This window comes from Luteococcus sp. (genome assembly GCF_043424415.1).
GTDB lineage: Bacteria > Actinomycetota > Actinomycetes > Propionibacteriales > Propionibacteriaceae > Luteococcus.
In genome coordinates this window covers 1-21,239 of record NZ_JBHWOO010000210.1, presented here as the reverse complement: position 1 = coordinate 21,239, position 21,239 = coordinate 1, and the positions used below count along the sequence as shown (strand labels likewise).

The 21,239-nt window shown below is 68.2% G+C and carries 23 protein-coding genes and 4 tRNA genes; 25 read left to right on the top strand and 2 right to left on the bottom strand.

Annotated features, from left to right (window positions below):
• The 5 genes from ACHFFZ_RS12315 to ACHFFZ_RS12295 all read left to right on the top strand — a co-directional run.
• Positions 1-256, top strand: a 256-nt coding sequence (locus tag ACHFFZ_RS12315) for a hypothetical protein (protein ID WP_394276900.1), incomplete at its 5' end; no start/stop codon positions are given.
• Between the two features lie 15 nt (positions 257-271).
• On the top strand, positions 272-595 hold the full coding sequence (locus tag ACHFFZ_RS12310) for a hypothetical protein (RefSeq protein ID WP_394276899.1): 324 nt from the start codon (positions 272-274) through the stop codon (positions 593-595).
• A gap of 123 nt (positions 596-718) precedes the next feature.
• Complete coding sequence (locus tag ACHFFZ_RS12305) at positions 719-1,615, top strand: phage major capsid protein (RefSeq protein ID WP_394276898.1); 897 nt, start codon at positions 719-721, stop codon at positions 1,613-1,615.
• Positions 1,615-1,863: a hypothetical protein gene (locus tag ACHFFZ_RS12300; protein WP_394276897.1), complete on the top strand. Its 249-nt coding sequence runs from the start codon at positions 1,615-1,617 to the stop codon at positions 1,861-1,863. The genes ACHFFZ_RS12305 and ACHFFZ_RS12300 overlap by 1 nt, the downstream gene beginning before the upstream one ends.
• Before the next feature lie 374 nt (positions 1,864-2,237).
• Entirely contained in the window at positions 2,238-3,140 is a 903-nt protein-coding gene (locus tag ACHFFZ_RS12295) for a PPK2 family polyphosphate kinase (protein WP_394276896.1), read from the top strand.
• A gap of 64 nt (positions 3,141-3,204) precedes the next feature.
• Here the strand turns inward: ACHFFZ_RS12295 and ACHFFZ_RS12290 are convergent, their stop codons facing one another.
• Both ACHFFZ_RS12290 and ACHFFZ_RS12285 read right to left on the bottom strand, forming a co-directional pair.
• The gene (locus ACHFFZ_RS12290) at positions 3,205-3,987 is read right to left on the bottom strand and encodes a sirohydrochlorin chelatase (protein WP_394276895.1); all 783 of its coding nucleotides are present in this window, start codon (positions 3,985-3,987) and stop codon (positions 3,205-3,207) included.
• Positions 3,988-4,543: 556 nt separating this feature from the next.
• Positions 4,544-4,615: transfer RNA gene (locus ACHFFZ_RS12285), tRNA-Val, on the bottom strand.
• 348 nt (positions 4,616-4,963) lie between these two features.
• Between ACHFFZ_RS12285 and ACHFFZ_RS12280 the strand changes: the two genes are divergently transcribed.
• The 20 genes from ACHFFZ_RS12280 to ACHFFZ_RS12185 all read left to right on the top strand — a co-directional run bounded on the left by ACHFFZ_RS12280 (position 4,964) and on the right by ACHFFZ_RS12185 (position 21,186).
• Positions 4,964-5,036 (top strand) — tRNA-Gly (locus ACHFFZ_RS12280).
• 46 nt (positions 5,037-5,082) lie between these two features.
• A tRNA-Cys gene (locus ACHFFZ_RS12275) sits at positions 5,083-5,153 on the top strand.
• A 1-nt stretch (position 5,154) separates the two neighbouring features.
• Positions 5,155-5,229, top strand: a tRNA-Val gene (locus tag ACHFFZ_RS12270).
• 186 nt (positions 5,230-5,415) lie between these two features.
• Entirely contained in the window at positions 5,416-7,461 is a 2,046-nt protein-coding gene (thrS, locus tag ACHFFZ_RS12265) for a threonine--tRNA ligase (protein WP_394276894.1), read from the top strand.
• Positions 7,461-8,033 carry an HIT family protein gene (locus tag ACHFFZ_RS12260; RefSeq protein WP_394276893.1) on the top strand — a complete coding sequence of 191 codons (573 nt, stop codon included), beginning with the start codon at positions 7,461-7,463 and terminating at the stop codon, positions 8,031-8,033. Before thrS ends, ACHFFZ_RS12260 begins: the two co-directional genes overlap by 1 nt.
• A gap of 3 nt (positions 8,034-8,036) precedes the next feature.
• Positions 8,037-8,708, top strand: a complete 672-nt coding sequence (gene pgsA / locus ACHFFZ_RS12255) for a phosphatidylinositol phosphate synthase (RefSeq protein WP_394276892.1) — start codon at positions 8,037-8,039, stop codon at positions 8,706-8,708.
• The gene (locus ACHFFZ_RS12250) at positions 8,705-9,556 is read left to right on the top strand and encodes a hypothetical protein (protein WP_394276891.1); all 852 of its coding nucleotides are present in this window, start codon (positions 8,705-8,707) and stop codon (positions 9,554-9,556) included. Before pgsA ends, ACHFFZ_RS12250 begins: the two co-directional genes overlap by 4 nt.
• Positions 9,553-10,692 carry a glycosyltransferase family 4 protein gene (locus ACHFFZ_RS12245; protein WP_394276890.1) on the top strand — a complete coding sequence of 380 codons (1,140 nt, stop codon included), beginning with the start codon at positions 9,553-9,555 and terminating at the stop codon, positions 10,690-10,692. The genes ACHFFZ_RS12250 and ACHFFZ_RS12245 overlap by 4 nt, the downstream gene beginning before the upstream one ends.
• 17 nt (positions 10,693-10,709) lie before the next feature.
• Positions 10,710-11,522 carry a DUF881 domain-containing protein gene (locus ACHFFZ_RS12240; protein ID WP_394276889.1) on the top strand — a complete coding sequence of 271 codons (813 nt, stop codon included), beginning with the start codon at positions 10,710-10,712 and terminating at the stop codon, positions 11,520-11,522.
• Between the two features lie 60 nt (positions 11,523-11,582).
• Positions 11,583-11,915, top strand: coding sequence for a small basic family protein (locus ACHFFZ_RS12235; protein WP_394276888.1), 333 nt, complete (start codon positions 11,583-11,585; stop codon positions 11,913-11,915).
• On the top strand, positions 11,908-12,708 hold the full coding sequence (locus ACHFFZ_RS12230) for a DUF881 domain-containing protein (RefSeq protein ID WP_394276887.1): 801 nt from the start codon (positions 11,908-11,910) through the stop codon (positions 12,706-12,708). Before ACHFFZ_RS12235 ends, ACHFFZ_RS12230 begins: the two co-directional genes overlap by 8 nt.
• Before the next feature lie 111 nt (positions 12,709-12,819).
• Positions 12,820-13,206 (top strand): glycine cleavage system protein GcvH, encoded by a 387-nt coding sequence (gene gcvH, locus ACHFFZ_RS12225; protein WP_394276886.1) that lies wholly within the window; start codon positions 12,820-12,822, stop codon positions 13,204-13,206.
• A gap of 124 nt (positions 13,207-13,330) precedes the next feature.
• Positions 13,331-13,846, top strand: coding sequence for an FHA domain-containing protein (locus tag ACHFFZ_RS12220; protein ID WP_394276885.1), 516 nt, complete (start codon positions 13,331-13,333; stop codon positions 13,844-13,846).
• Entirely contained in the window at positions 13,846-14,568 is a 723-nt protein-coding gene (locus tag ACHFFZ_RS12215; protein WP_394276884.1) for a MerR family transcriptional regulator, read from the top strand. Before ACHFFZ_RS12220 ends, ACHFFZ_RS12215 begins: the two co-directional genes overlap by 1 nt.
• A gap of 36 nt (positions 14,569-14,604) precedes the next feature.
• The gene (locus tag ACHFFZ_RS12210) at positions 14,605-15,075 is read left to right on the top strand and encodes a bifunctional nuclease family protein (protein ID WP_394276883.1); all 471 of its coding nucleotides are present in this window, start codon (positions 14,605-14,607) and stop codon (positions 15,073-15,075) included.
• A gap of 178 nt (positions 15,076-15,253) precedes the next feature.
• A complete protein-coding gene (locus ACHFFZ_RS12205; protein ID WP_394276901.1) occupies positions 15,254-15,787 on the top strand; it encodes a MerR family transcriptional regulator in 534 nt (177 codons plus the stop codon).
• Between the two features lie 52 nt (positions 15,788-15,839).
• Positions 15,840-18,704 (top strand): aminomethyl-transferring glycine dehydrogenase, encoded by a 2,865-nt coding sequence (gcvP, locus tag ACHFFZ_RS12200; protein ID WP_394276882.1) that lies wholly within the window; start codon positions 15,840-15,842, stop codon positions 18,702-18,704.
• Between the two features lie 123 nt (positions 18,705-18,827).
• A complete protein-coding gene (locus ACHFFZ_RS12195) occupies positions 18,828-19,889 on the top strand; it encodes a YhjD/YihY/BrkB family envelope integrity protein (protein WP_394276881.1) in 1,062 nt (353 codons plus the stop codon).
• A 110-nt stretch (positions 19,890-19,999) separates the two neighbouring features.
• On the top strand, positions 20,000-20,473 hold the full coding sequence (locus ACHFFZ_RS12190; RefSeq protein ID WP_394276880.1) for a CidA/LrgA family protein: 474 nt from the start codon (positions 20,000-20,002) through the stop codon (positions 20,471-20,473).
• On the top strand, positions 20,470-21,186 hold the full coding sequence (locus ACHFFZ_RS12185; protein WP_394276879.1) for an LrgB family protein: 717 nt from the start codon (positions 20,470-20,472) through the stop codon (positions 21,184-21,186). The genes ACHFFZ_RS12190 and ACHFFZ_RS12185 overlap by 4 nt, the downstream gene beginning before the upstream one ends.
• The last annotated feature ends 53 nt before the right edge of the window (positions 21,187-21,239 follow it).

The following is a 21,239-nucleotide window of genomic DNA, read 5'->3' as shown; positions in this document are numbered from 1 at the left end:
TATGTCCGAAGACCTGGCACACGCCCTGTTCGTTGAGCGGGTCCGGGCGACTGGACGCCTCGCTGACCCCACCGACCTGCCCTACTCGGACGAGGCCCTCGAGGACCCCGACGAGCTCTCGGGAGCCATCGACGAGCTGCTGGGCCGCAAGCCCCACCTTGCCAGCCGACGCCCCCGAGGCGACGTGGGGCAGGGGTCGGTGGGCTCCGCCACCGGTTCGGTGGATCTCGCCGGCATGCTCCGTGCCCGAGCCTGACAGGAGGATGGAACAGTGATTGCACGACTCCCCGTCATTGCCATGATCCGCTATGACACCGGCAAGAAGGACACCCGCAACGGCATCATCTACGCCTACAAGGACGAGCCCCGCATGGCCTACGGGTTCGCCCCGTCCGCGTCGAATCAGGCAGCGGTCACGTCGGCCGCTATCTGGGTGACCAAGTACCGCCTGTTCGCCCCGTGGACGCTCGCCAATTGGGACAAGGTTCGCTTCGGCGGGAAGACATACGCGATGGACGGCGAGCCCGAAGACTGGAGCCTTGGACCGTGGGCCTCCTCAGCCGGATACGTCCTCAACCTCAAGTTGTCGACATAGTTTGAAATACCCCCAGGGGTATGCGATAGTGAGGGTGTCGGGTTGATCCCGGCACCCTCGCTTCGTGGCCCAGGCGGTCAGGCGGTCAATCAGATGATCCCCTCAACCACCAGGAGTCACACCATGGCACTTTCCACCCAGACCCAGACGGCCGCCGCTGGCAGCGTCGCCACCGGCGAGCTGACCGCAACCCAGGTCGCCACCATCCTTGTGCAGCCGCTGGAGGCCGCCAGCGTGTTCCTCGCCGCTGGCCCGCGCATCTTCGACACCACCGGCCCGCTGCGCCTGCCCAAGGCACCGCGTCCCACCGACGTGCAGTTCGTGGGTGAGAACGAGCTGATCCCCGAGGCCAACCCCGACTTCGACGAGGTGAGCCTGCTGCCGTCCACCATGAAGAGCATCAAGACCCTGACCCGCTACAGCAACGAGCTGGCCCGTCAGTCCGTCGTGAGCCTCGACCAGGTGCTCAAGGATCGGCTGGTGGCCGACGTGGCCGCAAAGCTCGACACTCAGCTGCTCAGCGCGTCCGGTGACGGCATCACCACCCCGCAGGGCATGTTCGCATGGGCGGGCACCCAGAACGTTGCCGTGGGTGGTGCGCTGAACCTCGACCACCTGCTGACCGCGTGGGGCATGGCACTGGGCGCCAACGTCAGCATGGCCAACCTCAAGTGGTTCCTGACCTCCGGCGACTTCGTGGCGCTGCGCAAGGTCAAGGACAACACCGGCCAGTACCTGCTACAGCCCGACCCGACCGCCGACGGCGTGTTCCGCCTGTGGGGCGCTCCGGTGGTCATCTCGAACCGCATCCCGAACACCACCGGCGGGACCCCGACCGGCCGCGCCGCACTGGCCGATATGTCCCAGGTGGCCGTCGCCCGCGACGCCAGCCCGTCCGTGAAGCTGCTCGACCAGACCTACGGCGACTACGACCAGCAGGCCATCCGCGTGACTTCCCGCTACGACGTGAAGCCGCTGAACCCGCAGGCCATCGTCACCCTGACCGGGATTACCCGCTGATGAACCTTGACGATCCCGTGGCCGTAATCACGGCACTGGCCAAGGGCTACACCCGTGGCCGCGGGTTCGTCGGCGGGACCCCGGCCGAAGACCTCGCAGCGGTCATCACCACGGCGTCGGGCAGGCTGGCCGCAAACCCCGAGCAGGTGGGCCAGACCACCGGCCCTTTCCAGGTCGATGCTGGGTTCACCGGCTGGACGCTGCCCGAGCTCGCCGTGCTGAACAGGTACCGCAAGCGGGCCACATAGACCCCCGCACGTCGGCGTCAACACCGGCTTCAAGGAATTCGACGGTGAAGGCGTGGAAGGTGGCAACGCTCCCACCAATGACCGCGACCTGCGCCACTGCGGGTGAGACCCCGGTATCCTGAGACATGGGTGCCGGGGTCTCTCCTATATGCGGTGAGTGTTCACCTGATATCCCCCGCCACAGCGCTTCACCGATCCGCGCTTGGCTAGGCGATCCGCATAGCGTTACTGGGCAAGGCACCCCGAAGATGCCCGGTGAGCCGCCCCGGGTGCAACCCAGCCGTGCCCGCAAGGACCACTGAGCGCCCGAGATCCGACTTCGCCCAGGTCGAGAATCCTTCCGCCCGGGCCTCACCTCGATCACAATGACGGGCATGTCCAAGAAGAAGAAGTCTGACAAGTCGTCCTCCGAGCAGGAGCTCGCTGAGGGCAGGAAGACCAGCCTGCACGAACTGCTGCGCCTGCCCCAGGGCCCGGTCGACGTGGCCTCGCTCGACTCGCGTGCCACGCCTGGCTATCCGGGCAAGGGGAAGGTTGACGCCCCCGCCCAGAGCGAGTTGGTCGGGCAGCGCCTCGACGAGCTGCAGGAGCGGCTCTACGCCAACGGCCGTGAGCACGAGGACGCACCGAGCGTCCTGGTCGTGCTGCAGGGGATGGACACTTCCGGCAAGGGCGGCGTGATCCGTCACGCCATCGGCATGGTCGATCCCCAGGGTATTGCCCTGAAGGCCTTCAAGAAGCCCACGAAGGAGGAGCTCTCCCACTCCTTCCTGTGGCGCATCCGCAAGGCCCTGCCTGGTCCCGGCATGATCGGCATCTTCGACCGGTCCCAGTACGAGGACGTGCTGGCGGTGCGGGTCGAGGGACTTGTCCCCGTCGAGGAGTGGGAGAAGCGCTACGAGCAGATCAACAAGTTCGAGGCTGACCTGGCGGCCAGTGGGACGAAGATCATCAAGTGCTTCCTCAACGTCAGCCGTGAGGAGCAGGGGGCGCGGCTGGCCGAGCGTCTGGCCAATCCCGAGAAGCACTGGAAGTACAACCCGGGCGACATCGACGCACGCAAGAAGTGGCCGGCCTACATGGAGGCCTATGCGGACCTGCTTGAGAGGTGCAATACCGACCCGGCCCCGTGGCACGTGGTCCCGGCAGACCGCAAGTGGTACCGCAACTGGGCGGTGGCCCAGCTCCTGCTGGAGAGGCTCGAGGAGATGGAGCTGAGCTGGCCGGTGGCCGACTTCGACGTCGCGAAGGAGAAGGCGCGTCTGGCCAGGAGTTGATCCCCTGCAGGAAGGGACGAGGGGTCCACTCGATGCCGTGTGGGCCCCTCGTTGCCGTCCTTCGTCAGATGGCCACGCTGAGCGTTGCCTCGTCCTGCAGCTGGGCGTGGTCCAGCAGGTCCATGGCCGCGAAGGCGTAGCGGGCCATTACCAGTTCGAGCAGGACCTCGTGTGCTCCGATGGGCTCCGAGACGGCCACGGCACCAGCCTTGAGCGCGGTGGCCCGCTGGAGGCGGAAGGACTGGTCGCCGCAGACGTAGAGGCTTCCTACCGCGATGTGGCGACGGCCCTGGGCACGCAGGGCGCTCATGGCGTGTGCGATGTCGGTGGCGGGGGAGTCGTTGGCAGCAACCAGGCAGGGCAGGCGGTGGTGCGAGCCCCACTGACGGGCGCGGCGGGCCAGCAGTGCATTGCCTCGTGCGTCGCCGGTCTGGGGGACGGAGATCACCAGCGCGTCAAGCTCGCCGGCGCCCGAGGCGCGCAGGGCCTCGCGCAGGCGCTGGTCCAGCACATTGAGCAGGTCCGTGGCCGGACCCACGGGACGGGCCAGCTGCATCGAGACGGATGGGTGGTTGTGGCGCAGGAGCTCGACGACATCGATAGCGGCCTGGTCCACGTTGACGGCGCTGGACAGCTCCAGGGGGACGAAGACCATCTCCTTCACGCCCCTCTTTGCCAGTGCCTGCACCACGGCAGGACCGGACGGAGGGCAGTGGTCGAGGAAGGCGAGCGAGACGTCGAGGTCGGGACGCGCCTGCTGCATCGATCGGCGAAGTTCGTGGAGCTGTCCGGCGATTCGAGGATCCGTGGAGCCATGGGCCAGCAGCACGAGCGCGGGTGCGGTCATCAGGAGCCTTCTTTCTTGTCAGTGGGACTTTCGGCTCCATTGCCGTCCCGACAACAGTCCTCGCACAGGACTCGCACTGGCAAGCGTGTGTCCAGATAGTGGATTTATATCTCACTATGTGGATGCTTTTTGCTACCCGATCGAGGCTCTTCAACTGCAGGATCTTCGGAGTGCCGCCCCCGGTTCGCGGCGTCGGCCGCCAACTCGAGCCACGGCCACAGAAGATGTCTTTGAAGTTCCACTAAAAAGGACGTGAATTGACGGGCACAAAAAATTTTCCACCGGAACCCCCTGTTCGAGCACCCGTGCGCGCAAGGTGTGTGGCTTCCAAGCATCCTCACCAGAGATTTGCCGGTGGGTGTCGGCGCGCGGACTCCGGTCCCGAACGAGACGGGATGTGCTTTCCCCCGCTGGAACAGGTGAGAGAGGCGAGCCGAGGCGACCGAAGTGCCCACCACTGAGTGGCGCGTGGAACTGCGGCGCCCTGGCCTCGTCACGCACGCCGCCGCAAACGGAAAAGGCCCCGACAACAGCTGTCGGGGCCTCCCTTGCAGGGTGGGCGATACTGGGTTCGAACCAGTGACCTCTTCGGTGTGAACGAAGCGCGCTACCACTGCGCCAATCGCCCTTGCGAAGAGAAACACTAGCGGCCTTTCTGGAAGCGCACAAATCCGGTCCACATGAGCACCGATGGCGTGCTTGCCGCCCTGCCTTGAGTCCACTCCAGGGCACGCGTGGCAGCAGGGCACCCTTGAGCGCGGTCCCTCTGGATGGCCTCGTCAAGCCCTCCGGGGCTCCCCAGGGGCGATTTGCGCAGCCAACAGGGCTCGGCTAGTGTTCTCAACGCACCGACCGCGAACGGCACGTGAAGAGCCGGGAACGAAAGAGCGGATTTGGAAGTCAGGGAGACTTCCACTAAGCTAAGTCGAGTGCTCAGCACGAGGAAGAGAAGAGATTCCTTCCGAAGGCAACACATGCGGACGTGGCTCAGTTGGTAGAGCATCACCTTGCCAAGGTGAGGGTCGCGGGTTCGAATCCCGTCGTCCGCTCGGAGAGGCTCTCGCCCCCATCCAAGACGGTGAGGACTCACCCAATGGTGGAGTGGCCGAGAGGCGAGGCAACGGACTGCAAATCCGTGTACACGGGTTCAAATCCCGTCTCCACCTCGGGCGGCTGGCGCAGTGGTAGCGCGCTTCCCTGACACGGAAGAGGTCACTGGTTCAAACCCAGTGTCGCCCACCACAAGACAGTAGGGCCCCGGCTGGTGCCGGGGCCCTACTTCATTTTCCCAGCCAGAGCACCCATGCACACGCAGCGGCGTTCACACGAGAATGGCGTCGTCGGGCAGAATGGACGGGTCAACCCGCCGGGACTCCCGGCAGCGCGCGTCCCCTGTCTGGGCGTGCGTCACCTCGAAAGGAAAACCTCGTGTCACTCACCATCATCGTCGAGCAGGATGCCCAACGCTCCGAGCAGGTGGTCGACACCGGGACCACGGGGCTCGAACTGTTCGGTCAGGAGCGTTCGATCGTCGCCATGCACGTCAACGGCGAGACCCTCGACCTCGCACGCGAACTGTCCGACGGTGATGTCGTCGAACCCGTCCTGATGACCAGCGAAGAGGGCCTGTCGATCGTGCGCCACTCTGTTGCGCACGTGGCCGCGCAGGCCGTCCAGAACCTCTTCGTCGATGCCAAGCTCGGCATCGGCCCTCCCATCACCGATGGTTTCTACTACGACTTCCAGTGCGATCCGCTGACCCCGGAGGACCTGAAGAAGATCGAGAAGCAGATGCAGCGCATCGTCAAGGAGCGCCAGCGCTTCGTGCGTCGCGTCGTCACCGAGGAGGAGGCGGTCGAGGCCGAGCAGCACGAGCCCTTCAAGCTGGAGCTGATCCAGGACAAGGGCGGCAGCAATGACGAGGACGGTTCCTCGGTGGAGGTGGGCGGTGCCGAGCTGACCATCTACGAGAACCGTCGCCGGGACGACTCGGTGGCCTGGTATGACCTGTGTCGCGGCCCGCACGTGCCGCACACCGGCTACATCAACGCTTTCGCGCTCACCAAGAGCTCCGCGGCCTACTGGCGCGGTGACCAGTCGAAGGCGCACCTGCAGCGCCTGTACGGCACCGCCTGGGCCACCAAGGAGGACCTGAAGGCCTACCAGGTGCGCCTGGAGGAGGCCGCCAAGCGAGACCACCGCAAGCTGGGCAGCGAGCTGGACCTGTTCAGCTTCCCCGAGACCCTGGGCGCCGGGCTGCCCGTCTTCCACCCCAAGGGTGGAGTCATCATCCGCGAGATGGAGGACTACGTCCGCCAGGCGCACATCGACAACGGATTCATCTACGTCAAGACGCCGCACATCAGCAAGGAGGACTTGTTCTACACCTCGGGTCACCTGCCCTACTACGCCGAGGGCATGTTCCCGGCCATGGATGACGACGGCACCGCCTACCGCCTCAAGGCGATGAACTGCCCGATGCACAACGAGATCTTCCGAAGCCGTGGCCGTTCCTACCGTGAGCTGCCGCTGCGCCTGTTCGAGTTCGGCACCGTCTACCGCAACGAGAAGTCGGGCGTGCTGCAGGGCCTCACCCGGGTGCGCTCCATCACCCAGGACGACTCGCACAGCTATGTCACTCCTGAGCAGGCACCCGCCGAGATCAAGCACCTGCTGCAGTTCGTGCTGACGCTGCTGCGTGACTTCGGCATGGACGACTTCTACCTGGAGCTGTCCACCCGCGACGAGGACGGCAAGAAGAAGGACAAGTTCATCGGCTCCGACGAGCAGTGGGCGACCGCCACCGAGGTGCTGCGCCAGTCTGCCGAGGAGTCCGGTCTGGAGTGCGTACCGGATCCGGGCGGCGCCGCCTTCTACGGCCCCAAGATCTCGATCCAGGCGAAGGATGCCATTGGCCGCACCTGGCAGATGTCGACGATCCAGTACGACTTCAACCAGCCCGAGCGCTTCGGCCTGCAGTTCACAGCCAGTGACGGCAGCCACCAGCAGCCGGTGATGATCCACTCCGCCAAGTTCGGTTCGATCGAGCGCTTCTTCGGCGTTCTCGTCGAGCACTACGCCGGTGCCTTTCCCGCGTGGCTCAGCCCGGTTCAGGTGGTGGGCATCCCCGTGGCCGGCGAGTTCAACGACTACCTCTCCGAGGTGCTCGGCAAGCTGGAGGCCGAGGGGATCCGCGTCGAGATGGACCAGTCCGACGACCGATTCCCGAAGAAGATCCGCAATGCCACCAAGCAGAAGGTCCCCTTCATGCTGATCGCCGGAGGCGAGGACCGCGAGGCGGGCGCGGTGAGTTTCCGCTTCCGCGACGGTTCCCAGCGCAATGGCGTGCCGGTCGACCAGGCCGTGCAGGAGGTCGTCGAGTGGGTGCGCTCGCGTCGCAATGACAGTCCGTCGGCCGCCGAGCCCGTCGCCGAGGCCACGGTGCAGGACGCAGAGCCTGCCGGGCAGGCCTGATGAGCGGCGAGCAGGAGGTCCGCATCGACCCGGCCGAGTCGATGGCGGGCGTCCCGGACGCCTTCCAGCGCCTGTGGACGCCGCACCGGATGGCCTACATCAAGGGCGACTCCAAGCCGATCGATGCCACCGAGAAGCAGTGTCCCTTCTGCACCAAGCCGAAGGGTCCCGACGACGAGGGGCTGATCGTCCATCGCGGCGAGCACTGCTTCGTCGTGATGAACCTCTTCCCATACTCGCCCGGACACCTGCTGGTTTGCCCCTACCGGCACATCTCCTGGTACACCGATGCGAACCAGGCCGAGGTGGACGAGATGGCCAGCCTCACGCGCACGGCGATGAAGGTTCTGACCGAGGTCTCGGACCCGCACGGCTTCAACATCGGCATGAACCAGGGTGCGGTGGCCGGCGCGGGGATCGCCGCCCACCTGCACCAGCACGTCGTGCCGCGGTGGGAGGGCGATGCGAACTTCCTGCCCATCATCGGCCGCACGCGAGCCGTTCCGCAGCTGCTCGACGACGCCCGTCAGGCCTTGGCCGAGGCCTGGCCGGACGTGGCAGCGGAGGCCTGAGCGATGGTCGAACGGCTTCGGGGGCTCTACTCGGTCTTGATGACGCCGGGCGCCAAACTGGCCCTGGCGCTACACATGACGCCCGACATGGTCACGTGGTTTGGGACGCTGCTGGTGATCGGCATCTCGCTGTGGCTGGTTCCGGCAGGTCTGCTCTGGCAGGCAGCGCTGGCGATCACCTTCTGTGTGCTCACCGACGGCGTGGACGGCCAGATGGCTCGCATGAGCGGCAAGGGGTCCAGCTATGGAGCCTTCCTGGACTCCACCCTCGACCGGGTGGCCGATGGCGCCATCTTCGGCGCCGTCGCCCTCTGGTATGCCGGTGCCGGCGACTCCGTTCTGTGGTGTGGCGTGGCCATCGGGGCCCTGGTCATGGGCCAGGTCACCAGCTATGCCAAGGCTCGGGGGCTTGCCCTGGGATTCAAGGTCTGGGGCGGCCTCGCCGCACGGGGTGACCGGTTGCTCGCGCTGCTGCTCGGCATGCTGCTGACCGGCCTGGGCCTGGTCTGGGCGATGCCGCTGGCCCTGTGCTACCTGCTGCTGGCCAGCACCTTCACCGTCCTGCAGCGCATGCACCAGGTGCGCGACCAGGCCCGCCAGGCCGATGCCGAAGGGCGCATCGTGGTCGACCCGCAGGCGGTCGTGGCGGCAGAGCACCAGCGCGAGACCCGATGACGCGACTGTCCCGCCTGCTCACGGGCATGGCCCATGTCCCCGAAGGAGTGTGGCGGCCCACCGCCAGGATTGTGGGCCGGGCCGCCGCACTTGCCCCAGCCCAGGGGGTTCGCCAGTGGCAGGACAATGCTGCCGTCGTGCTCGGGCGGCCGCCGACCCGGTCCGAGACCGCCATGGCCATGGACTCCTGGGCGCGCAACCTGGTGCTCTCCACCCAGCTGGGGCGCTGGCCGGCCGAGCGGCTGCTGGCCCAGGTCGAGGTGAGCCCCGAGGACCGCAACGGGCTGGTCGACCTGCACAACCGCGGGGGAGTGGTCGTCGCCCTGCCCCACATGGGCTCCTGGGACCTCGCCGGCGCCTGGGCCTGTGCCCTGGGCCTGCCGGTCTCCACCGTCGCCGAGCGGGTGCCCGACTTCGACTGGTATGTCGCCGCCCGCCAGCAGCTGGGCTTCACCGTCCACGCCCACGACGACCCCCGGGTGATGGCCAAGCTCATCGGAGACGCCCGCGCCGGCCGCATGGTCTGCCTGGTCAGCGACCGCACCTTCACCATCGGCGGCGCGGCCGTACGCTGGCGCTGCGCCGACGGCACCCACACGGTCCGGCTGCCGATGGGTCCGGCGATGCTGGCCCGTCGTACCGGGGCGACCCTGCTGGGCTGCGCCGCCCACTTCACCGCCGACGGGATGCGACTGGTCTTCTCGGACCCGATCACGCCGCACGGTGCGGCCACCACGGCGATGACGCAGGACCTGGCCGACTTCTTCTCCGAGCAGGTGGCCCAGAACGTCACCGACTGGCACATGCTGGTGCCTTTCTTCGACGACCAGGCGACCGATTGGGCATGACTGCGCTGCGCGTGGCCATCGTGTGCCCCTACTCCCTGTCCGTGCCGGGCGGGGTCCAGAACCATGCGCTCGGACTCACCGCCTGGTTGGTCTGCCAGGGCCACGACGCACACCTCGTGGCTCCGGGCCGCCTGTCGCACCAGCGGGCCCAGCAGTGGGGCATCGACCCATCCCGCATCCACGCAACCGGCCCGGCCATTGCCATGCGCTGGAACGGATCGACGGCCCGGGTGGGTGCCGGACCACTGGCGGTCCTGCGGTTGCACTGGGCGCTGCGACGGATCGAGCCAGACGTGGTGCACGTCCACGAGCCCATGACACCCTCGATCGCCCTCCTGTCGGTGGTCCTGTCGAGGGCACCCATGGTGGCCACGGCCCACACCGCCAACCCGGGCTCGCGCGTGCTCGCCCTGGCCCACCGCTTCCTGGGGCGGCCCATGTCGCGCATCGCGGTGCGGCTCGCGGTCAGTCGCGTCGCGGCGCAGGTCGCCGAGCATCACGGCGCGGGAGCGCAGCGAGTCGTGCCCAATGGCCTCGATCCGACAGGCTTCCAGGACGGACCCGTCCTGCACGACGGACGGAGGGATGCGAAGATCGCGGAGCCCGGCCCCCGAATCTGTTTCGTGGGGCGCCATGACGAGCCCCGCAAGGGCCTGCCGGTCCTGCTCGCCGCCATGGAGCTGGTCAGGCAGGTCCATCCCGGAGCGCGCACACTGGTGATCGGGCCGGGGCGTGCTCGCGTGCTCGAGGGGGTCGACTTCCTCGGGGTTCTCGACGACCAGGCCCGCGATCGGGTGCTGAGCGGCTGTGATGCCTATGTTGCTCCGCACACGGGCCGCGAGAGCTTCGGGCTGGTGCTGCTTGAGGCCTTGGCCTGTGGGACGCCGGTGGTGGCCGCCGACCTTCCCGCCTTCCGCGAGGTGGTCAGCGACGGCCAGGGTCCGGTGGCGGAGCTCTTCCGGGCCGGCGATCCCGATGACCTGGCCGCGGCCGTGCTCAGGACGCTCGAGCGCGACCAGCACCCCACCGCGCGCGGCATCGCGCTGGCCCGAAGCTATTCCTGGGACCGGGTCGGGCCAGAGGTGGTGCGGGCCTACCACGACGCGCTGCGCATCTTGGCCACCCCCGAGGCCTGATCGCCTAGGCTGGCCGGGTGACACCCCCGGCCAGCACCCCCGACGCCGAGTCGGGCGCTGTCCCCAGGCCAGACGCCAGCATGGACCTGCTGACCTCGATCACCCGCACGGCGGTGGATCCGGACTATGAAGCGGTCGCGGGAGAACGCCCGCCGCGCAGGCCGGCCCTGACGGCCGTGGCACTGGCCCTCGCGGCCGTGCTGGTGACCATGGCGGCGGCAATGACGACCAGGCAGGCGCCCGTGGCACAGGTAGAGCGCGAGCAGCTCATCGCCCGCGTCCAGTCCGCCGAGGCGCAGCAGGACCAGGCCCGCCGGCGTGTGGCAACCCTGGACGAGCAGGTGCGACGGGCCGAGGCAGGGTCCCTGCCGAGCGTCTCCTCCCAGCAGGTGGCGGCGGAGGCCATGGCTGGCCTGCGACCCGTCGTGGGGCCGGGCATCGTGGTGAAGGTCGATGACGCCCCGGCACCCGCCAGGGGTGAACCTGCCCGGGTGACCGACCAGGACCTGCGACGGCTGGTCAATGGGTTGTGGGGGGCTGGCGCCGAGGCGATCGCCATCAACGGTCACCGGCTCTCCAGCCGCACCGCGATCCGCGGGGCGGGCTCGGCGATCACCGTCGACTATCGTTCGCTGGGCCATCCCTACCAGCTCGAGGCCATTGGCGACCCCCGACGGCTGGGCTCTGCACTGAACGAAACCCCGGGCGGGCACTGGTGGACCTTCCTCAAGGACAACTACCGGCTGGGCTACGAGGTGACCATCGCCGATGAGCTGCGACTGGACGCCGACCCTGGCCTGGGCACCCGGCTGGCCGAACCGGAACGATGAACGGCAGCGAGGCATGATGGATGACATGGAGATGACGGCGATTCGACGGCAGGAGCAAGGATGATCGCACTGCTGGGACTGCTGGCGGGGATCGCCCTGGGTCTCTGGCTGGAGCCGACGCTGCCCGTGGGACTGCAGCCCTACCTGCCGATCGCCATCGTGGCCGCCCTCGATGCCCTCTTCGGTGCCCTGCGCGCCTATCTGGGTGGCACCTTCACCGACAAGGTCTTCGTGGTCAGCTTCATCAGCAATGTCCTGATCGCCGGCCTGATCGTCTGGCTGGGTGATCTGATCGGCGTCGGCTCCCAACTGTCGACCGCCGTCGTGGTGGTGCTGGGCATCCGCATCTTCACCAATGCCGCCGCGATCCGACGGGCCCTGATCCATGCCTGAGCCCGAGCAGGTGGACCCGAGTGAGTCCGGCGCAAGCCCGCGTCGGCCCGCCGGGCGTTCGAGCCTGCGCGAGCGGTACCCGGCCTGGGACCGCATCCTGCACGACTTCTTCCGGCCCGGGGCAGGCCAGCTCCTGATGGCTTTGGCGCTTTCCCTGTTGGGCTTCCTGATGGTGGCCCAGGTGCACCAGAGGGCCGGGGCCGATTCCTATGCCAGCATGCGCCGCACCGACCTGGTGCAGTTGTTGGACCAGCTCACCGCCGAACAGGGGCGCCTGGCCCAGGAAGCCAGCCAGCTGGAGCGCACGCAGCAGCAGCTGGCCTCGGGAGCCGACGCCCGACGCATCGCGGAGCGTGAGAAGGCGCGGCGCGTGGCCGAACTGGGAATCCTGAATGGCACCCTGCCGGCGGTCGGCCCTGGGGTGCGCATCGTCATCAACGACCCGGGCCATGGCCTCACGCCGGAGATCGTGCTGGATGCCGTGGAGGAACTTCGCGATGCCGGTGCCGAGGCGATCGAGGTCAACGACGCCCAGCGCGTGGTGGCCCAGACCTGGTTCGGCTCCGGTGACGACCTGCTGCTGGTCAACGGCCACCCGGTGCGCACCCCGCTGGTGCTCGATGTCATCGGTGACCCACACTCCCTCGAGGAGGGCGCCCGTTTCCGGGGCGGACTGGTGAGCCAGGTGCAGGCCGAGGCAGTCGGCGGCCAGGTGCAGATCCAGCGCCTCCAAGAGGTGCGCATCGACTCGCTCTTCACCCCGCCCACCCCCCAGTTCGCGCGTCCGGCCTGACGAGCGCCGCCATTTGGCCCCCCACCGTGTCGTGCCCCGTGCCAAGGCACGTTAGTCTGAGTGGGCCAGCCCCGGAGATGGCCCGGGAGACCTTGCGAAGGAGCAATTGCGATGTCCCGTTTTCCCGAGGATCTGAAGTACAGCGAGGAGCACGAGTGGGTGCGCGCCGGCAATGGACGCACTGTTCGCATCGGCATCACCGATTTCGCTGCCGACGCGCTGGGAGACATCGTCTTCGTCTCCCTGCCGACCGTCGGGGAGGAGATCGCCTCCGGTGACTCGTGTGGCGAGCTGGAGAGCACCAAGAGTGTCTCCGATGTCTTCACCCCGGTCGGCGGCGTCGTGACCGCTGTGAACGAGACCCTGTCCGACTCGCCCGAGACGGTCAACCAGGACCCCTACGGCGACGGATGGCTCTTCGAGATCGAGCTGGCCGAGGACAGCGACACCGATTCGTTGCTCGACAGCGACGCCTACGCCGAGGCCGTCGGCGAGTGATGCTGGGGCCGCTGTGGCCCCGGTGACACAATGGACGCCTGCGGCGGTCACCCGGCCCTGGACGGTGGCCGTCGCAAGATGTCCGCATTCGGAGGCGTGACCGTCCCCCGCACGGTCACGGCAGATGGAGAACAAGACGATGGTTGAATGCCCCCGATGTGGCGCCGATTCCGGCGCCGGCGCGAACTTCTGCGCCAATTGCGGTGTACGCCTCACTGGGTCCGAGGCCGTCACCGGCGACACGACCCGCATGATCCCCGTGGTGACCGAGAAGACCGGCACCGTGGAGATCGACACCGGCCAGATGGCTGCCGTCCAGGCCCTGTCCGGGGAGAATGCCCTGCTCGTGGTCGAGCGCGGGGCAGAGGTGGGTGAACGCTTCCTGCTGGACTCCGACGAGGTCTCAGCCGGGCGGCATCCCGATTCAGACATCTTCCTGGACGACATCACCGTCTCGCGCCACCACGTACTCTTCCGCAAGGTGGACGGGCAGTGGGTCGTGGCGGACCAGAACAGCCTCAACGGAACCTACGTGAACCGTACGCTGGTCGATGGCGATGCCGTGCTGCGCCAGGGTGACGAGGTGCAGATCGGCAAGTTCCGCATGGTCTTCTTCGTGGGTGAGCCCGGACCGCACTGATGCCCCAGCACCACCGCTCGATCGGCCAGGTCCTGGCCGCGCTGAAGGCGGAATTCCCCGACATCTCGATCTCCAAGATCCGTTTCCTGGAGAGCGAGGGTCTGTTGGCCCCCGAGCGGGCACCGTCGGGCTATCGACGCTATGTCGACGCCGACGTGGAGCGGCTGCGCTACATCCTCACGGTCCAGCGTGACCACTACCTGCCCCTGAAGGTCATCCGGGAGCACCTGGACCTGATGGACAGGGGGGAGCAGCCGCCCAGCCTGGAGGCGCCTGCCCCGGCAGCGTCCACGCCCCCGTCGCCAAGCCTCACCGAGGAGTCGTCGCCCGTGCGACGGCCTGTGCGCCCGCGCGCGGCGGGCGCGCGCAAGCCCTTGCGGATGACCCGCCGTGAGCTGCTGGCCGCCTCCGGTATCTCCGAGGCCGTGCTGATCGACCTCGAGCGCCAGCAGCTGGTGATGCCCCGGCGCCAGTCGAGCTTCTACGGCCGCGAGGCCCTGACGATCTGCGTGGTGGCGCGCAAACTCCAGGCCTATGGCATGGACACCCGCCACCTGCGGGCGATCAAGCAGTCCGCCGAGCGCGAGGCGGGCCTGGTGGAGCAGGCCGTCGCGCCCTACCGTCGCCGCCAGGCCAGCCAGTCGGCCGAGGCGACCCGTGAGGTGACCCAGCTCGTGGTCCACGCCCACGCGGCGATGATGCACAGCCTGATCCAGCGCTGAACCGCGTGCCTTCGTCGTCGGGCTAGGGTGTTGGACATGCGGGAACTCGACGTCATCGGTGTCCGGATGGACGCCCCCACCGCTTCACCCATCCTGTTGCTGCGCGAGTCGGGCGGCAGCAGGGTGTTGCCGATCTGGATCGGGGCAGGGGAGGCCGCAGCCATCGCCCAGGCCATGGACGGACTGGTCCCGCCACGCCCGTTGACCCACGACCTGCTGGCCGACCTGTTGACCGTGCTGGGGCACGAACCATCGCAGGCCCGCATCACCGACATGGTCGAGGGCACCTTCCTCGCCGAGTTGCACGTCGATGGCCACGTGGTCCAGGCACGCCCCTCCGACGTGGTGGCGCTGGCCGTGCGCACCGGCCTGACGGTGGTGGCCCCCGAGGAGCTCCTGGAGCGCGTGGGCATCGAGCTGGAGGAGCCGGCCCAGGACGAGGTGGAGCGTTTCCGCGAGTTCCTGGACCACGTCAGCCCGGACGACTTCGACGGTCCCGCCGCATGATCGGCGAGCCCGGTGACAGAATCTTCAGACTTGCCGGCCTCCGCGAGGACGAATGCGTCATACCTTGTCAGGGCAAGTTTCAAGGCTTCTTGAGGGTTTGGCCCGATCGGCGTCTTCGGTGGGCCAGCCGAATCCGGGGCGTTAGCGTCGGACTGTGACGACCAACCAGAACAGCACCATGGACGAGGAGGTGACCGTGGGACAGGACGCCCTGTTCGAGGGTGACTTCTCGCCGCTGCCCGGCGACCTCGGTCTGCGCGGACCGGTGGCCTGCCGTGTGGCGGGCATCACCTACCGCCAGCTGGACTACTGGGCCCGCACCGATCTGGTCCGCCCCAGCATCCGGGCCGCCGACGGCTCGGGCTCCCAGCGCCTCTACAGCTTCCGTGACGTCCTGTTGCTGCGAGTGGTCAAGCGGCTGATCGACGCCGGCATCTCGCTGCAACAGGTGCGGGTCGCCGTGGCGCACCTGGGGCGCAGGGGAGTGCAGGACATCAGCGCCGTCACCCTGATGAGCGACGGGGTCTCGGTCTACGAATGCACCGAGGACGACGAGGTGGTGGACCTGCTGCGAGGCGGCCAGGGCATGTTTGCGATCGCGCTGGGCGGGGTCTGGCGTGATATCGAGGGGAGCCTGGCGGAGCTGCCCACCGAACGGGTCGAGAAGCCTCGGCGGGCGCTGAGGAGGGAACCGGCGCTGCGGGCCGGGTGAGGCGCCGCCACCGCGGTGAATCGTCACTCACTGGGGCCGCTATCGTGTGGCCATGGTGACGAAGCCTCTGGCACATGATTTCGGCGCACGGCACATCGGGCCGAGCGAGAGCGAACGAGCAGGGATGCTCGAGACCCTCGGGCTGGAGACCCTCGACGACCTGGTCGAGGCCCTTCCCGAGAAGATCCGGATGCCGCAGCCCCTGGACCTGCCGGCCGCGGTGACCGAGACCGGCGTCCTGGACGACCTGCGCCGGCTGGCCGCGAAGAACAAGCCGATGACGGCCATGATCGGCATGGGCTACCACGGAACGATCACGCCACCGGTGGTGCGGCGCAATGTCCTCGAGGACCCCACTTGGTACACCGCCTACACCCCTTACCAGCCCGAGATCAGCCAGGGACGCCTCGAGGCCCTGCTGAACTTCCAGACCGTCGTGGCAGAGCTGACCGGGATGACCACGGCCGGCTCCTCCCTGCTGGACGAGGCGACGGCCGTGGCGGAGGCAGCCGGCGTGGCCCGCCGCACCACCCGCAAGGGCAATGTGGTGCTGCTGGATGCCGACATCCTCCCGCAGAGCGCCGCCGTCGTGCGTACCCGCGCGCTGGCCCTGGGCTGGGAGGTCGTCGAGGCCGACGACCTGGTCTCCGCCCTGCAGCAGCATGAGGCCTTCGTCGTGGTGGTCCAGGTCCCCGGGACCAGCGGCCGCGTGCGCCCGGTGGAGGAACTGCGCCAGATCGCCGACAAGGCCCACGAGAACGGTGCCACCGTGGTGGCCGCAGCCGACCTGCTGACCTTGACACGTCTGGAGTCGCCGGGCAGCTGGGGTGCCGACATCGCGGTGGGCTCCTCCCAGCGCTTCGGTGTGCCGTTGTTCTACGGTGGCCCACATGCTGGCTACATCGCCGTGCGCGAGGGCCTGGAGCGGTCGATGCCCGGCCGCCTGGTGGGCGTCTCGGTCGATGCTGACGGGACGCCCGCCTACCGCCTGGCCCTGCAGACCCGTGAGCAGCACATCCGCCGCGAGAAGGCCACCAGCAACATCTGCACCGCGCAGGTGCTGCTGGCCGTGACGGCGTCGATGTATGCCGTCTACCACGGCCCGCACGGCCTGCGCTCGATCGCCGATGCCATCCACGAGCAGGCGCGGCAGCTGGCCGGTGCCCTGACCAAGGCCGGTTTCGAGCTGTCGAGCACCGACTTCTTCGACACCGTGACCGTCAGTGCTCCCGGTCGTGCCGCGGACCTGGTGGCCAAGGCCCGTGAGCACTGGATCCACCTGCGCCTGGTGGACGATGACCACGTCGGCATCTCGGTCGGTGAGGACACCGACGAGTCGACCCTGCAGGCGCTGGCCGAGGTCTTCGGACTGGACCTGGCCTCGGAGCCGGTGGGTTCGCTGGCCGGCCACGCCCGTGGCGAGGACTACCTGCTGCACCCGGTCTTCAACAGTTACCACTCCGAGACGCTGATGCTGCGCTACCTGCGCGCCCTGTCCGACCGCGACTTCGCCCTGGACAAGGGCATGATCCCGCTGGGCTCGTGCACCATGAAGCTCAATGCCACCGCAGAGATGGAGCCGATCAGCTACCCCGGCTTCGCGGCCCTGCACCCCTTCGCCCCGGCCCAGGACGCCATCGGCTACACCGAGCTGGTGGAGCGGCTGTGCCGGATGCTGGAGGAGATCACCGGCTACGACCGTGTCAGCCTGCAGCCCAATGCCGGTTCGGCGGGCGAGTTCGCGGGACTGATGGCGATCCGCAGCTACCACATCGCCAACGGCGACGAGCAGCGCACGATCTGCCTGATCCCGTCCTCGGCGCACGGCACCAATGCCGCCTCGGCCGCAATGGCCGGCATGAAGGTGGTCGTGGTCAAGAGCCTTGCCGATGGTTCGGTCGACATGGACGACCTGCGCGCCAAGGTCGACAAGCACCGCGAGGAGCTCGCCGCGATCATGGTGACCTACCCGTCGACCCACGGCGTCTACGAGGACACCATCACCGAGCTGTCCGAGCTGGTGCACGCCGCTGGCGGCCAGGTCTACGTCGACGGTGCCAACATGAATGCGCTGGCGGGCCTGGCCCAGCCGGGCAAGTTCGGCGGCGACGTGAGCCACCTCAACCTGCACAAGACCTTCGCCATCCCGCACGGCGGCGGCGGTCCGGGTGTCGGCCCGGTGGCGGTGCTGGAGCACCTCGCGCCCTACCTGCCCAACCACCCGCTGGTGGCCGAGGCCGGCCCCGAGACCTCCTACGGCCCGGTTGCTGCCGCGCCCTATGGTTCGGCTGGCGTGCTGCCGATCTCGTACGCCTACATCGCCCTGATGGGTCCGGACGGTCTGCGCAAGGCGACGCTGAACGCGGTGCTGGGTGCCAACTACATCGCCAAGCGCCTGGAGGAGCACTACCCGATCCTCTACGCCGGCGCTGACGGACGGGTGGCGCACGAGTGCATCCTCGACCTGCGTGCGATCACCAAGTCCAGCCACGTCACCGTGGACGACGTCGCCAAGCGCCTGGTGGACTACGGCTTCCACGCGCCGACGATGAGCTTCCCGGTGGCTGGCACGCTGATGGTGGAGCCCACCGAGAGCGAGAGCAAGTACGAGCTGGACCGCTTCTGCGAGGCGATGATCGCCATCCGCGGCGAGATCGCGAAGGTGGAGTCGGGCGAGTGGCCGCTGGAGGACAATCCGCTGGCCAATGCCCCGCACACGCTGGCTCGTGTGACCGCCGACGAGTGGAGCCACCCGTACAGCCGCACCGAGGCCGGTTTCCCGGCCGGCCGTCACACCGGTCCGCTGGCCGGTTCCGGCCGGGACAAGTACTGGCCGGCCGTGGCGCGCATCGACGGGGTGCACGGGGATCGCAACCTGGTCTGCTCCTGCCCGCCGGTGGAGAGCTTCGAGGACTGATCCGGGCAGAGGCACGCCTCACCACCAGGGCCCCCGCGCCGTCGCTCGACGGTGCGGGGGTCCTTGTGTCGAGCCGATACGCTGTGCTCGACGTGATCGGCAGCACACGGCAGGGGGCAGGCGATGGGAGTGTGGCGCTGGCTCAAGCGCACGCCGTGGTCGGCGCACCTGATCCGGGCCAATGACCGTTTCCAGAACCGGATGGGAAACCAGCTGGCCGGCGGCATCACCTACTTCTCGGTGCTGACGCTGGTCCCTGCACTGATGTTCGCCTTCAGTTTCCTGGGCTGGATGCTGACTGTCTTCCGGCCCGACTGGCTGCTGCGCATCAAGGACGTGGCCGTGCGGGAGATCGGCGTGGTGGCTGGTGGCCCGCAGGCGATCCAGATGATCGAGGATGCGCTGAACAACTGGCGCAACCTGCTGCTGCTGGGTATCGCGGCGGCGGCCTATTCGGGCTCGGGATGGATGGGCAACCTGCGCGGCGCCGTGCGGGCCCAGTGGCGCCCGGAGTTCGACATGAGCCCACCGGGGCGCAACTGGCTGGTGGAGCGCTTCGTCAACCTGTTCTACTTCGTGGCGCTGATTCTGGCGCTGGCCGTCTCCTTCACGATCGTGACCCTGTCAGGCACTTTCGCCGACCGGGTGGTGGCCTGGCTGGGCATCGAGCAAACGGCTGGGGTGGCCGGCACCCTCCAGGTGGGAGCGATGGCGCTGACGGTGGTGTTGTCGAGCCTGTTGTTCTGGTTCCTTTTCCACGTCCTGCCGCAGTACCAGGCGCCCCTGAAGGACATGCTGAAGGGTTCGCTGGCCTCGGGCGTGCTGATGACGGGCCTGTTGTACGGCACGACGCAGGTGATCGAGATCTTCAGCCGCAGCCTGTCGACGGTGGTCTTCGGAAACATCATCATCGTGATGCTCTTCTTCAACCTGTTCGCACGCCTGATCCTGTTCGCGGCGGCATGGATCGCCACCAGCTACCAGCCGGCAGTGCCGCGCAAGTACTCCGAGGTGGACCTGCCGCTGCGCCGCAGGACCGACGTGATGACCGTGCCGGGGCACTGGGAGGCCGCCGAGGCTGCACGCCTGCGCGACGAGAAGATCCGGGAGCGCGAGAAGCTGGCGCGCGAGGAGGAGCGACGCCAGGAGAGCGCCGCGTCGAAGCGGCGCCGAATTCGTCGCTGAACCGGTTCCGACCGCGCGCTATGCTGTGGTCGGACCACACGCATCGTGACCATGCGGGCGGTCATGCCGGACAATGACGACGCGGTGCGCCGTCACCGCCGGGAGAAGTGATGATCGAAGGACTGCTCGCCCTGTTCGCCTTCCAGGCCCTCGGGACCCTGCTGGCCAGCAGCCTGCACCTGGCCGTGCCAGGACCGGTGGTGGGGATGCTCCTGCTGCTGGCACACCTCACCGTGCGACCACCGCACGAGCAGGCCCCGGTGATGCGCGCCGGCAACCGCATCCTGGACGAGCTGCCGCTGCTGTTCATCCCCGCGGGCGTCGGCCTGGTGGGCTGCGTGTCGGTGATCCGGCAGCAATGGCTGCCGATCAGCACCGCGATGGTGCTGGGCTGGGCCGCGGGGCTCCTGGCCACGGTCGGAGCTGCACGACTGGCTCTGGGCACTGCCCTTCCCGGCCGCCAGAACCGGCAAACCGACTGCCTCGCCACGCAGGCACCCGAGCTGGTGGCCGATGGGGAGCGGATGGACGGACTGGAGCCGGAGCCCGTGGCGCCCGGTCCCGACGGGCGGGTGGACGCATGAGCTCGCTGGCCGGGACCCGGCACCAGTTCCTCAGCTCGCCCCTGTTCGGCATCACGCTGACGGTCGCCGCCTACACCGTTGCCCTGCGCCTGTGGCACCGTTCCGGTCGCTCGGCACTGCTCACCCCGGTCCTGGTGGCCATTGCGCTGGTGGTGGCCTTCCTGGAGCTCTCGGGTGTCACCTACCAGGACTACCTGGTGGGCGGCAGCTTCCTCAGCTTCCTGCTGGGTCCGGCGACGGTGGCGTTGGCCGTGCCACTGCACCGGGCCTCGAGCTCCATCCGCCAGCTGGCGCTGCCCGTCCTGGCTGGCGTGGCGTGTGGTTGTCTCGCGGCGATGGCGACCGGCATCGTGGTGGTCCGGGCGCTGCACGGAGGGCTCGCGTTGGAGGCGACGATCGCACCGAAGTCCGCCACCACGCCGATTGCGATCGTGCTGGCCGACTCCAGTGGCGGCATCGCCTCCCTGGCGGCGGTGCTGACGGTGCTCACCGGTGTGCTGGGAGCGGTCTTCGGGCCGATGCTGCTGGGTCTGGTGGGGGTCTCGGACCCGCGGCTGCGGGGGCTGGCACTGGGTGTGTCATCCCACGGCATCGGCACCAGCCGCGCCATCCAGGAGGGGCCGGTCCAGGGTGCCTTCGCGGCGCTCGCGATGGCCATGTCCGGGGTGCTGACCGCCTTGGCGCTGCCGGCGGTGCTGCGCCTGCTGGGGTGATGCGAGCCCGATCACGTGGAGGAGGCCCCCGTCCTGGTGGACGGGGGCAGTGA